Source organism: Microbacterium sp. NPDC087665 (assembly GCF_044743285.1).
Classification (GTDB): Bacteria; Actinomycetota; Actinomycetes; order Actinomycetales; family Microbacteriaceae; genus Microbacterium.
In genome coordinates, this window is the sequence record NZ_JBIUWD010000004.1 from 386,952 (window position 1) to 398,909 (window position 11,958).

Annotated in this window: 11 protein-coding genes; 5 read left to right on the forward strand and 6 right to left on the reverse strand. The window is 67.3% G+C overall.

The window, feature by feature from the left end; all coding sequences use genetic code 11:
• Window positions 1-73: 73 nt before the first annotated feature.
• The 5 genes from ACIOSY_RS11735 to sufB are packed head-to-tail and all read right to left on the reverse strand — an operon-like array spanning window position 74 to window position 4,132.
• On the reverse strand, window positions 74-403 hold the full coding sequence (locus tag ACIOSY_RS11735; RefSeq protein ID WP_400853362.1) for a metal-sulfur cluster assembly factor: 330 nt from the start codon (window positions 401-403) through the stop codon (window positions 74-76).
• Window positions 404-412: 9 nt separating this feature from the next.
• Window positions 413-1,183, reverse strand: a complete 771-nt coding sequence (sufC, locus tag ACIOSY_RS11740; protein ID WP_400853364.1) for a Fe-S cluster assembly ATPase SufC — start codon at window positions 1,181-1,183, stop codon at window positions 413-415.
• Window positions 1,184-1,510, reverse strand: coding sequence for a non-heme iron oxygenase ferredoxin subunit (locus ACIOSY_RS11745; RefSeq protein WP_400853366.1), 327 nt, complete (start codon window positions 1,508-1,510; stop codon window positions 1,184-1,186). It lies immediately after the preceding gene.
• Window positions 1,507-2,712, reverse strand: coding sequence for a Fe-S cluster assembly protein SufD (gene sufD, locus ACIOSY_RS11750; RefSeq protein ID WP_400853368.1), 1,206 nt, complete (start codon window positions 2,710-2,712; stop codon window positions 1,507-1,509). The genes ACIOSY_RS11745 and sufD overlap by 4 nt, the downstream gene beginning before the upstream one ends.
• A 1-nt stretch (window position 2,713) precedes the next feature.
• Entirely contained in the window at window positions 2,714-4,132 is a 1,419-nt protein-coding gene (sufB, locus tag ACIOSY_RS11755) for a Fe-S cluster assembly protein SufB (RefSeq protein ID WP_400853370.1), read from the reverse strand.
• A gap of 230 nt (window positions 4,133-4,362) precedes the next feature.
• On the opposite strand from sufB, the gene ACIOSY_RS11760 reads away from it, so the two are divergent.
• Both ACIOSY_RS11760 and ACIOSY_RS11765 read left to right on the forward strand, forming a co-directional pair.
• Entirely contained in the window at window positions 4,363-5,511 is a 1,149-nt protein-coding gene (locus ACIOSY_RS11760; protein ID WP_400853372.1) for a heme A synthase, read from the forward strand.
• A 71-nt stretch (window positions 5,512-5,582) separates the two neighbouring features.
• Window positions 5,583-6,062: a hypothetical protein gene (locus ACIOSY_RS11765; RefSeq protein ID WP_400853374.1), complete on the forward strand. Its 480-nt coding sequence runs from the start codon at window positions 5,583-5,585 to the stop codon at window positions 6,060-6,062.
• Here ACIOSY_RS11765 and ACIOSY_RS11770 read toward each other — a convergent pair.
• On the reverse strand, window positions 6,008-6,913 hold the full coding sequence (locus tag ACIOSY_RS11770; RefSeq protein ID WP_400853376.1) for a heme o synthase: 906 nt from the start codon (window positions 6,911-6,913) through the stop codon (window positions 6,008-6,010). The two genes, ACIOSY_RS11765 and ACIOSY_RS11770, sit on opposite strands and share 55 nt — an antisense overlap.
• Window positions 6,914-7,132: 219 nt before the next feature.
• Between ACIOSY_RS11770 and tkt the strand changes: the two genes are divergently transcribed.
• The 3 genes from tkt to ACIOSY_RS11785 are packed head-to-tail and all read left to right on the forward strand — an operon-like array spanning window position 7,133 to window position 11,957.
• The gene (tkt, locus tag ACIOSY_RS11775; protein ID WP_400853839.1) at window positions 7,133-9,244 is read left to right on the forward strand and encodes a transketolase; all 2,112 of its coding nucleotides are present in this window, start codon (window positions 7,133-7,135) and stop codon (window positions 9,242-9,244) included.
• A complete protein-coding gene (gene tal, locus ACIOSY_RS11780; protein ID WP_400853378.1) occupies window positions 9,241-10,353 on the forward strand; it encodes a transaldolase in 1,113 nt (370 codons plus the stop codon). Before tkt ends, tal begins: the two co-directional genes overlap by 4 nt.
• A complete protein-coding gene (locus ACIOSY_RS11785) occupies window positions 10,350-11,957 on the forward strand; it encodes a glucose-6-phosphate isomerase (protein WP_400853380.1) in 1,608 nt (535 codons plus the stop codon). The genes tal and ACIOSY_RS11785 overlap by 4 nt, the downstream gene beginning before the upstream one ends.
• Window position 11,958 lies beyond the last annotated feature (1 nt).

Here is an 11,958-nt window from a genome sequence, read left to right on the forward strand (position 1 = left end):
TTCGGCGCGCGTCACTACTGGTCGCGCACGCTCCTGCTGACGTCCGCGCGTGCGGACGCATGTTCGCCGGTGGTCAGATGGCGAAGCCGAGGGCGCGCATCATGTCGCGCCCGTCGTCGGTGATCCGCTCGGGACCCCACGGCGGCATCCAGACCCAGTTGATCCGGAACCGGTCGACCACGCTGTCCAGCGCCTGAGCGGTCTGGTCCTCGAGCACGTCGGTGAGCGGGCACCCGGCGCTGGTGAGCGTCATGTGAATCACGAGGGCGTCGTTCTCGTCGTCCCACGCCAGATCGTAGATGAGGCCGAGGTCGACGACATTGATCCCGAGCTCGGGATCCATGACGTCCTTGAGAGCCTCGGTGACCTCGTCGAACTTCTCGTCGGTCAGCGTTGCGGTCATGCGGTCAGCCTACGCCTCGATCGGAGCGGCGGGGTCGAGGAAACGGTCGTAACCCTCGTCCTCGAGCCGGTCGGCGAGTTCGGGGCCGCCCTCTTCCACGATCTTGCCGGCGACGACGACGTGCACGAAGTCGGGGCGGATGTAGCGGAGGATGCGGGTGTAGTGCGTGATGAGGAGCACGCCGAGACCTGTGGACTCCTTGGCGCGGTTGACACCCTCGGACACGATCTTGAGCGCGTCGACGTCGAGCCCGGAGTCGGTCTCGTCGAGGATCGCGAACTTCGGCTGGAGCACCTCGAGCTGAAGGATCTCGTGGCGCTTCTTCTCGCCGCCCGAGAAGCCCTCGTTGACGTTGCGCTGCGCGAACTTCGGGTCCATGCGCAGGTTCGCCATGGCGGCCTTGACGTCCTTGGTCCACCCACGGATGGCGGGGGCCTCACCGTCGAGCGCGGTCTTCGCCGTGCGCAGGAAGTTGGTGACCGTCACACCGGGGATCTCGACGGGGTACTGCATGGCCAGGAACAGACCGGCACGAGCACGCTCGTCGACGGTCATCGCCAGGACGTCTTCACCGTCAAAGGTGATGGAGCCGCTGGTGACCGTGTACTTGGGGTGGCCGGCGATCGTGTACGCGAGCGTCGACTTGCCGGAGCCGTTGGGGCCCATGATCGCGTGCGTCTCACCGGTGTTCATGGTGAGGGTGATTCCGTTGAGGATCGGGGTGGTCCCCGCCTCCGTGTCGACCGTCACGTAGAGGTCGCGGATCTCGAGAACAGACATTCAGATTTCCTTCGTCACAGTCGGGTCGATGAGCACGTCGTCGCCGTCGATCTCGACGACGTAGACGGGGACGGGCTCGTAAGCGGGGAGGTTTTGGGGCTTGCCGGTGAGCAGCGAGAAGGCCGAGCCATGGGCCCAGCACTCCACGGTGTCGCCTTCGACGAAGCCCTCGGACAGCGAGATGTCGCCGTGGGTGCACGTGTCGCCGATGGCGTGGATGACACCCTCGCCATCTTTGATCACGGTGATCGCGATGCCGTCGGGTTCGACGCGCAACGGAGTGTCCTGTTCGAGTTCGTCGACACCGCAGACGCGCTGGGCGCTCACGCGCTCACCGCCGCGAGCTCCGTCTCGATCGCTGCGAGCAGTTCGGATTCGAGGGCGGGGATGCCGAGGCGCTGCACGATGTCGGTGAGGAATCCGAGGACCACCAGTCGGCGGGCCTCTTCCTCACTGATGCCGCGGGCCTGCAGGTAGAACAGCTGCTCGTCGTCGAAACGACCCGTCGCGCTCGCGTGACCGGCGCCGAGGATGTCCCCGGTCTCGATCTCGAGGTTCGGGATCGAGTCGGCGCGCGCGCCCTCGGTGAGCACCAGGTTGCGGTTGGCCTCGTACGAGTCGGTGCCCGTGGCGTCGGCGCCGATGAGCACGTCGCCGATCCAGACGCTGTGCGCGCCCTGGCCCTGCAGCGCACCCTTGTAGAGCACGTCGCCCTTGGTGTGGGCGCCCTTGTGGTGCAGGTAGACCTGGCTCTCGAGGTGCTGGCCGGCATCCGCATAGGAGAGGCCGTACATGTACCCCTCGGAGCCCGCGCCGGAGAGTTCGAGCGTCGGGTTCACGCGGACGACACCGCCGCCGAAGCTGATCACGAAGTGCTTGAGCACGGCATCGGCGTCGACACGGGCCTGGTGGGCCGCGGTGTGGATCGCGTCGTCCTGCCACTGCTGCAGGCTGATCACCGTCAGCTGCGAGCCGGCCCGGGCGATGATCTCGACGTTCTGCGAGTACTGCACCGATCCGGTGTGCTGGAGCACGACCGTCGCGACGCTGTGCTCGAGTGCTTCGATCACGATGTGGGCATCCGCCCGCAGGTCGGCACCCCGCCCCTCCACCGCGATGAGGATCGGCTCTGCGACCTCTTCTTCGCGAGGAATATGCACGTGCAGCGCTTCGGTGGCACCCTGCCATGCGACCGCGGCGGTGATGTCCTCGCCGCGGAAGAACTCACCGCGCGGGGCCGTGCCGACGGCGAGCGGAGCTGCGATGTACTGCTCCCCCGCGCCGAACGTGTAGTTCACGCCGTCGTTCGGGTTCGCGACCTCGAAGAGCCCGGTCAGACGTGCGACGGGCGTGTGCTTCCAATTGACCTCGCGCCCGGTGGGCGCACCGAAGTCAGCAGGCTCGAAGGAGTGCGGGCGCTCGGAGCGCGTCTGCACGGGCACGAAACCAGCGGCGGCGACCTGGGCCGCCGGGTCCACGTGCGCGTTCGAAGAGTGCGGCGCCGTCGGCGCCGTAGTCTGAGCGGTCATCTCAGCCGACCGATCCTTCCATGCCCATCTCGATGAGCTTGTTCAACTCCATCGCGTACTCCATCGGCAGCTCACGGGCGATCGGCTCGATGAATCCGCGAACGATCATGGCCATGGCCTCGTCCTCGGGCATTCCGCGCGACTGCAGGTAGAACAGCTGCTCCTCGCTGACCTTCGAGACGGTCGCCTCGTGACCGAGCTGCACGTCGTCGACACGGATGTCGATCGCCGGGTAGGTGTCGGAGCGCGATTTGGTGTCGACCAGCAGCGCATCGCACCGCACGGTGTTCGCGGAGTGGTGCGCTGCGGCATCCACTCGCACCTCGCCGCGATAACCGGCACGGCCACCGCCGCGGGCGATCGACTTCGAGACGATCGACGACTGCGTGTACGGAGCCATGTGGATCATCTTCGCGCCGGCGTCCTGGTGCTGGCCGGGGCCGGCGAAGGCGACGGACAGGGTCTCGCCCTTGGCGTGCTCGCCCATGAGGTAGATCGACGGGTACTTCATCGTCACCTTGGAGCCGATGTTGCCGTCGACCCACTCCATGGTCGCGCCCTCGTGGGCGATCGCACGCTTGGTGACGAGGTTGTAGACGTTGTTCGACCAGTTCTGGATCGTCGTGTAGCGAACGCGGGCGTTCTTCTTGACGATGATCTCCACCACGGCGGAGTGCAGCGAGTCCGACTTGTAGATCGGAGCCGTGCAGCCCTCGATGTAGTGGATGTAGCTGTCTTCGTCGGCGATGATCAGGGTGCGCTCGAACTGCCCCATGTTCTCGGTGTTGATGCGGAAGTACGCCTGCAACGGGATCTCGACGTGAACGCCCTTGGGGACGTAGACGAACGACCCGCCCGACCAGACGGCCGTGTTGAGGGCGGCGAACTTGTTGTCGCCGGCCGGGATCACGGTACCGAAGTACTCCTCGAAGAACTCGGGGTGCTCGCGCAGCGCGGTGTCGGTGTCCATGAAGATGACGCCCTGCGCCTCCAGGTCCTCGCGGATCTGGTGGTAGACGACCTCGGACTCGTACTGAGCCGCGACGCCGGCGACCAGGCGCTGACGCTCGGCCTCGGGGATGCCGAGGCGCTCGTAGGTCTCGCGGATCTCCACGGGCAGGTCTTCCCACGACTGGGCCTGCTTCTCGGTGGAGCGCACGAAGTACTTAATGTTGTCGAAATCGATCTCGCTGAGGTCTGCACCCCAGGTCGGCATCGGCTTCTTGCCGAAGAGCTGATACCCCTTGAGGCGCGTCTTCAGCATCCATTCGGGCTCGTTCTTGAGCGCCGAGATGCCGCGGACGACCTCTTCGGAGATCCCGCGTTTCGCGATGGCACCCGCCGCGTCGGCGTCATGCCACCCGAATTCGTACACCCCCAGGCTGTCCAGCTCCGGGCGGTCGATCAGCACATCCGACATCACACTCTCCTTATTGGGCCTCAACGGTGTCATCCGCCCCGACACACCTGATCCCCGTCGAGTCTGCAGGGAGCGGGTGCCGCTGGTGGGCCCTCATCACCGGCGCATACATCGCGCCTAAACTGTTAGGGATGCTTCAGCGCGGTCAGCGCTCATCCCAACAATTCGATTCTACAGGTTCCGCTTCGCGGACGGGCCGCCCGTCCCGCGCGAAGTGCGCCGGAGGACCCATGCCCGACACCGCCACGCCCGCTTCCACGATCTCCGCGGAGCGGGACCTGCGTCCCACGGCCGACGCCTCGCTGTGGGCGCGCCTGCTCCGGGTGTTCGCCTGGCTGTCCTTGGCCACCGAGACGATCATCATCGGCACCGGTGGCGCTGTGCGCCTCACCGGCTCGGGACTCGGATGCTCGGAATGGCCGCTCTGCACGCCCGAGTCGCTCGTCCCCATCTTCGCGAACGACGGCATCCACGGATTCATCGAGTTCGGCAACCGTCTGATGACGGGTGTCGTGGGCATCATCGCGCTGGCCGTCGTGCTGCTGATCCTGCACCTCACGGGCGGTCGCCCCTCGGTGTTCCGGGCACTGCGGTACGCCGCCGGCGGAATCGTCGTCGCTGCTCTCGTCTACGGCGGCATCGCCCTGGCATCCGCGATCTTCTCCCCGCCGTTCCTCGGTGCGCCGGGTTACGCCTTCCCCGTCGCCACCGGCATCGTGCTCCTCGCCGTGATCGCAGCCGCCATCCACACCTCGCGACTCACCTCATCACGACGGGATCTCGTCGTCCTGGCGTGGGTCGTGTTCGCCGGGGTCGTGGCGCAGGCGCTCGTCGGTGGAATCACCGTGCTCACCGGGCTCAACCCGTTGATCGTCGGTTTCCACTACACCTCGTCGCTGCTGCTGGTTTGCGTGACGGCGGCCTTCCTCGTGCGTGTGTACTCCGCCCCCGGCCCGCGGGAACGCGCCGTTCCGGTGTGGTTCACGATCCTCAGCCATGTGACGGGTCTCGCCCTCGCCGTGACGATCCTCTTCGGTGTGCTGACGACGGGCTCCGGCCCGCACTCCGGCGATCAGGACGTGCTTCGCCACGGATTCGATGCGACCGTGCTCGCCCACGTGCACTCGTGGCCCGGATACATCCTCGCGGGACTGGTCGTCGTGCTGACGATCGCCGCGTGGGTGCTGCGGCTCGAGCCCCGCAAGTGGCTGCTCGTCCTGGTGCTCGCGATCGTCGTGCAGGTCGGCGTCGGCGTGTGGCAGGCACGCGAAGGTCTCCCGCCGCTGCTGGTCGGCATCCACATGGTGCTCGCCTCGCTCTCTGCCGCGACGTACACCGTCGTGGTGCTGCATCTGAAGCACCCCGTCTCGGCGGAGTGATCCGCAGCCGGACAGCGGATCCATAGGCAACGCATACGGGAGTCATCGACGCGTCGGTGATCGTTGTCGGCATGAACAAGTCACTGACACGCAGTATCGGCTTCTGGCTGCTCCTCATCCTCGCGCTCGCCTCGACGGCCGTCGGCGGGTGGCTCGTCTCCGGTCAGATCAGCACCATGACGGCGACGCTGACCGACAACACCGCGACGGGCGTCGACGTCTACGTCGGTCAGTCCCTCGTCGTGGTCGGCGCGGCGCTGCTGGCCGCCGGCGTGGTCGGCATCCTGCTCGCGGTCGCCCTGGTGGCTGTGCAGTCGTTGATCCCGTCGTCGGCGCCCGTCGTCGTCGAGCCGATCGATTGGACCGCCGAGAACGAGACCGACCAGACTCCCGCGGCGAACAACATCGAGAACACGTCGGTGGACGCAGGCGACCAGCCGTCAGTCGAGATCGCGGACGAGTCCGCGATCGACGACGCGGAATCCGCCGATGAGGATCAGAAGGGCAGCAACGGGTCGACCGCGACCGCCACGAAGATCAACGTCAAGTAGGTGATCGAGGCGTGGAAGACTCTCATCGGCCGCGCCTCGGTCCCCCGCACCGCACGGTTGTACAGGCGATGCGATTCGTAGATGAACCACCCGCCGAACACGAGCGCCGAGACGGTGTAGACGAGGCCCATGTTCGCGATGGGCACGAGCAGCAGCGAGCAGGCGATGGTCGCCCAGGCGTACAGGATGACCTGCAGGCCGACCTGCGAGGCGTTGCGCGTGACTCCGAGCATGGGAACGTCGACATCGTCGTAGTCGTCGCGGTACTTCATCGACAGCGGCCAGTAGTGCGGCGGCGTCCAGAGGAAGATCAGCAGGAACAGGATGAAGGCCGGCCAGTCGAGCGAGCCGGTGACGGCGGACCAGCCGATCAGCACCGGGAAGCATCCCGCGATGCCGCCCCAGACGATGTTCTGCTCGGTGCGGCGCTTGAGCAGCATCGTGTAGATGACGACGTAGAAGAAGATCGCGGATGCCGAGAGCGTCGCCGCGAGCCAGTTCGTGGTGAACCACAGCCAGACCGTCGACAGCACGGCCAACGTCCAGGAGAAGATGAGGGCCCCGCGCGGCGTGATCTCGCCGGTGACCAGCGGGCGGTTCTCGGTGCGGTGCATGTGCGCATCGATATCGCGGTCGAGGTACATGTTGAACGCGGCGGCGGATCCGGCGCTCATGGAGCCGCCGATCACGGTCGCCAGCACCAGCCACAGGTCGGGCATCCCGCCCTGCGCGAGGAACATCACCGGAACGGTGGAAACCAGCAGCAGTTCGAGAACACGCGGTTTGGTGAGGGCGACGTAGGCCTTCACCGTGCGACCGATGGACTTGTTCCCCACGGTCTGATCAGACATCGTCGAGATCTCGATCGCCTCCTCCACACACGCGTAATGACAGCCCTCCCAGTCTAGGGCACGCCGAGGGCCGGACTCGGAGCGTAAGACGGGGCCGGGCGCCGGAACGACCCCGCTATGCTGAAAACACTCGCGCCCGGCGCTGTGCACACATCTCCGTGACGATGCGGAGGCGCAGGGAATACGGGCGCCCTCGAAACTGTCGGAAAGGGCATGAACGTGTCGGAATTGCAGTGGGATGAGATCGATCGGCGCGCGGTGGATACCGCTCGCCTCCTGGCGGCAGACGCCGTGGAAAAGGTCGGGAACGGGCATCCCGGCACGGCCATGAGCCTCGCTCCTGCCGCGTACCTCCTCTACCAGCGCGTGCTCCGCCACGACCCCACCGATACCGACTGGCTCGGTCGCGACCGCTTCATCCTGTCGGTCGGACATTCGTCGCTCACCCAGTACGTCGAGCTCTACCTCGGTGGTTTCGGTCTCGAACTCGACGACCTCAAGGCTCTGCGCACGTGGGGCTCGCTCACGCCCGGGCACCCGGAGTACGGGCACACCAAGGGCGTCGAGATCACCACCGGCCCGCTCGGCCAGGGTCTCGCCTCGGCCGTCGGCTTCGCCTACGCGGCGCGCTACGAGCGGGGCCTCTTCGACCCCGAGGCTGCCGCCGGCACGAGCCCGTTCGACCACTTCATCTACACGATCGCCGGCGACGGCGACCTGCAGGAGGGTGTCACCAGCGAGGCATCCTCGCTCGCGGGCCACCAGCAGCTCGGCAACCTGATCGCCATCTACGACTCCAACCAGATCTCGATCGAGGACGACACGAACGTCGCCTTCACCGAAGACGTCGCGAAGCGCTACGAGGCCTACGGCTGGCAGGTGCAGACCGTCGACTGGAAGAAGACGGGGGAATACGTCGAAGACGTCGCCGAGCTCTATGCCGCGATCGAAGCCGCCAAGGGCGAGACCTCCAAGCCCTCCCTCATCATCCTCAAGACGATCATCGGCTGGCCGTCTCCCGGCAAGCAGAACTCCGGCAAGATCCACGGCTCCGCTCTGGGCGCCGATGAACTCGCCGCCACGAAGAAGGTCCTGGGCTTCGACCCGGAGGAGACGTTCGCCGTCGCCGACGACGTCATCGCCCACACCCGTGGGCTCGCGGCTCGAGCTGCCGAGGCACGCGCCGAGTGGCAGACGTCGTTCGACGCCTGGGCTGAGGCGAACCCCGAGCGCAAGGCTCTGCTCGACCGGCTCGAGTCGGGCGAGCTGCCCGCGGACATCTCTTCGGCGCTGCCGGTCTTCGAAGCAGGCAAGGACGTCTCCACCCGCGCGGCATCCGGCCAGGTCATCAACGCCCTCGCCGCCGAGCTGCCCGAGCTGTGGGGCGGCTCCGCCGACCTCGCCGAGTCGAACCTCACCACGATCAAGGGCGCTCCGTCGTTCATCCCCGCCGAGTGGTCGACGCATGAGTGGTCGGGCACCCCCTACGGTCGCGTGCTGCACTTCGGCATCCGCGAGCACGCCATGGGCGCGATCGTCAACGGCATCGTCCTGCACGGCAAGACGCGCGCCTTCGGCGGCACCTTCCTCATCTTCAGCGACTACATGCGGCCCGCCGTGCGCCTCGCGGCCCTCATGAACGTGCCGAGCGTGTTCGTCTGGACGCACGACTCCGTCGCCCTCGGCGAAGACGGACCCACGCACCAGCCGATCGAGCAGATCGCGACCCTCCGCGCGATCCCGAACCTCGCGGTCGTCCGCCCGGCGGACGCCAACGAGACGGCCGCCGCGTGGCTGGAGATCCTCCGCCGCCAGGCGGGTCCCGCCGGTATCGCCCTGACGCGCCAGAACATCCCGGTGTTCGAGCGCGGCGACGGCGAGGCCAACGGAGAGACCTTCGCCTCGGCATCCCACACCGCCAAGGGAGCATACGTGCTCGCCGAGGCTCCGAACGGCACGCCCGACGTGATCATCATCGCCACCGGATCCGAAGTGCAGCTCGCGGTCGACGCGCGCACCGCACTCGCCGCAGAGGGCGTCAACGTGCGCGTCGTGTCGGCTCCGTCGCTCGAGTGGTTCGACGAGCAGGACGAGGCGTACCGCGAGAGCGTGCTCCCCGCCGCCGTGACCGCTCGTGTCTCGGTCGAGGCCGGATCCGTGCTCTCGTGGCGCGGCATCGTCGGCGACCGCGGTCGCTCGGTCGGCATCGACCACTTCGGCGCATCCGCCGACTACAAAACCCTGTTCGAGAAGTTCGGCATCACCACGGAGGCCGTGATCGCGGCCGCACGCGAGACCATCGCCGCAGACAGCACCAAGGAGAACGCATGAGCACCCCCACCGCACAGCTCGCCGCCGCAGGCGTCAGCATCTGGCTCGACGACCTCTCTCGCACCCGCATCTCGTCCGGCAACCTGGCCGAACTGATCGAGTCGCGCAACGTCGTGGGCGTCACCACGAACCCCACGATCTTCGCGAACGCGATCACCGACAAGAACGACACCTCGTACGACGCGCAGCTGACCGAGCTCGCAGCGTCGGGCACGTCCGCGGAGGATGCCGTGTTCGCGGCCACCACGCAGGACGTCGGTGCCGCTCTCGATGTCTTCCGTCCGGTCTGGGAAGCCTCGAACCACGTCGACGGCCGCGTCTCGATCGAGGTCTCCCCCGACCTCGCCCACGACACCGACGGCACCGTCGCGCAGGCGAAGCAGCTGTGGAAGAAGATCGACCGCCCGAACCTGCTCGTCAAGATCCCCGCCACGAAGGCCGGCCTCCCCGCCATCACCGAGGCGATCGCGACCGGCATCAGCGTCAACGTGACGTTGATCTTCAGCCTCGAGCGCTACGCAGAGGTCATCGACGCGTACCTGACGGGTCTCGAGCGCGCGCACAGCGCAGACTTCGACCTGTCGAGCATCCACTCCGTCGCGTCGTTCTTCGTGTCGCGTGTCGACTCGGAGACCGACAAGCGTCTGTCCGAGATCGGGACGGATGCTGCGAACGCGCTCAAGAGCAAGGCCGGCCTCGCGAACGCCCGCCTCGCGTACGAGCTGTTCGAGCAGAAGTTCGGCGAGAAGCGTGCCCAGGACCTCATCGCGCTGGGCGCGAACCTGCAGCGTCCACTGTGGGCCTCCACCGGCGTCAAGGACCCGGCCCTGCCGGACACCCTCTACGTGACCGAGCTCGTCGCACAGGGTGTCGTCAACACGATGCCCGAGAAGACGCTGGCCGCCACGTTCGACCACGCTGTCGTCACCGGCGACACGATCACGGGCGGTTACGCCGAGGCTCACCAGGTCTTCGCCGATCTGGCCGAAGTCGGCATCGACTTCACCGACGTCACCCAGGTGCTCGAAGACGAAGGCGTCGCCAAGTTCATCGACTCGTGGCACGATCTGCTCTCGCAGGTGACCGAGGCGCTGGAGGCACAGCGATGACCTTCGGCATCCACGCCTCGGGCGCCGCGCGCGTCGCGATCGACGAGGTCGTCCCCGCGCTGGTGCGCGATCTCGTCGCATCGCGCATCACCGGCGGCGACGCCACGCTCTGGGGTCCGGCTGCCGAGGCCGAGGCATCCGTCCGACTGGGATGGGTCGAAGCGGTCTCTGTCTCGCGTCCACTCGTGTCCGAGATCGTCGCCCTGCGCGACGATCTGCACGCGAAGGGAATCACGCGCGTCGTCCTCGCCGGGATGGGCGGCTCGTCGCTCGCCCCCGAGGTCATCGCGCAGACGTCGGGGAATCCTCTGACGATCCTCGACTCCACCGCGCCGGGCCAGGTGCTCGCCGCACTCGATGAGGGCCTCGCCGACACCGTTCTCGTCGTCTCCTCGAAGTCGGGTTCGACGGTCGAGACCGATTCGCAGCGCCGCACGTTCGAGGCCGCGTTCCGCGACCTCGGCATCGACCCGACCGAGCGCATCGTCGTCGTGACCGACCCCGGTTCGCCGCTCGACTCGTCTGCGCGAGAGGCCGGCTACCGGGTCTTCAACGCCGACCCCAACGTCGGCGGTCGCTACTCGGCCCTGACCGCTTTCGGCCTCGTCCCCTCGGGTCTCGCGGGCGTCGACATCGATGAGCTCCTGAACGAGGCCGAGGCCTCGCTTCTCGAGGTCGCCGTCGACTCCGCCGAGAACCCGGCGCTGCGTCTCGGCGCCGCGATCGCCGGCACCAGCCCGCGTCGTGACAAGCTCGGCCTGATCACCGACGGCACCCACATCAAGGGTCTCCCTGACTGGATCGAGCAGCTGATCGCCGAGTCCACCGGCAAGGACGGCACGGGCATCCTCCCCGTCGTGCTGCTGCCGGTCTCTCCCGAGCTCGACACCAAGCCCGTCGATCTGCAGATCGTCCGTCTGGTCGACGATGCCAACGAGTTCCACCTTCACGAGCGCCACGAGGGCGAGATCCTCGTCAGCGGATCGCTGGGCGCACAGCTCATCGTGTGGGAGTACGCCACGGCGATCGCCGGTCATCTGCTCGGGATCAACCCGTTCGACCAGCCCGACGTCGAGTCCGCGAAGATCGCCGCCCGGGGTCTGCTCGACGCTCGTCCCGAGCCCACCGAGCCGGCATTCACCGAGAACGGCGTCGAGGTGCGCGTGTCCGACGCGGCACTCGCGGCGTCGGGAACCGTCGAGGGCGTGCTCGACGCACTCTGGGCTCAGCTCCCCGCCGACGGCTACGTGTCGATCCAGGCCTACGTCAACCGGCTCGATGTGCCGCAGCTCCAGGGCCTCCGCGAACTCGTGGCGGCCGACTCCGGCCGGCCGACCACGTTCGGATGGGGACCGCGGTTCCTGCACTCGACCGGCCAGTACCACAAGGGCGGGCCCGCGCAGGGCGTGTTCCTGCAGATCCTCGAGCGCACCGATGTCGACCTCGAGATCCCCGAGCGGCCGTTCACCTTCGGTCAGCTCATCGAGGCTCAGGCAGCCGGCGACGCCGCTGTCCTCGCCGAGCACGGACGTCCCGTCGTCTCCCTGACGATCACCGACTCGTCGGCCGACGTGCTCACCCTCTTCGAAGCCGCACAGAAGTAGC

What these genes read in the sequence shown, in the direction of transcription:
- sufB (WP_400853370.1), bottom strand. Translation starts at nt 4,132, where the DNA reads ATGTCGGATGTGCTGATCGACCGCCCGGAGCTGGACAGCCTGGGGGTG.
- sufC (WP_400853364.1), bottom strand. Translation starts at nt 1,183, where the DNA reads ATGTCTGTTCTCGAGATCCGCGACCTCTACGTGACGGTCGACACGGAG.
- ACIOSY_RS11770 (WP_400853376.1), bottom strand. Translation starts at nt 6,913, where the DNA reads ATGTCTGATCAGACCGTGGGGAACAAGTCCATCGGTCGCACGGTGAAG.
- ACIOSY_RS11785 (WP_400853380.1), top strand. Translation starts at nt 10,350, where the DNA reads ATGACCTTCGGCATCCACGCCTCGGGCGCCGCGCGCGTCGCGATCGAC.
- ACIOSY_RS11735 (WP_400853362.1), bottom strand. Translation starts at nt 403, where the DNA reads ATGACCGCAACGCTGACCGACGAGAAGTTCGACGAGGTCACCGAGGCT.
- tal (WP_400853378.1), top strand. Translation starts at nt 9,241, where the DNA reads ATGAGCACCCCCACCGCACAGCTCGCCGCCGCAGGCGTCAGCATCTGG.
- ACIOSY_RS11765 (WP_400853374.1), top strand. Translation starts at nt 5,583, where the DNA reads ATGAACAAGTCACTGACACGCAGTATCGGCTTCTGGCTGCTCCTCATC.
- sufD (WP_400853368.1), bottom strand. Translation starts at nt 2,712, where the DNA reads ATGACCGCTCAGACTACGGCGCCGACGGCGCCGCACTCTTCGAACGCG.
- ACIOSY_RS11760 (WP_400853372.1), top strand. Translation starts at nt 4,363, where the DNA reads ATGCCCGACACCGCCACGCCCGCTTCCACGATCTCCGCGGAGCGGGAC.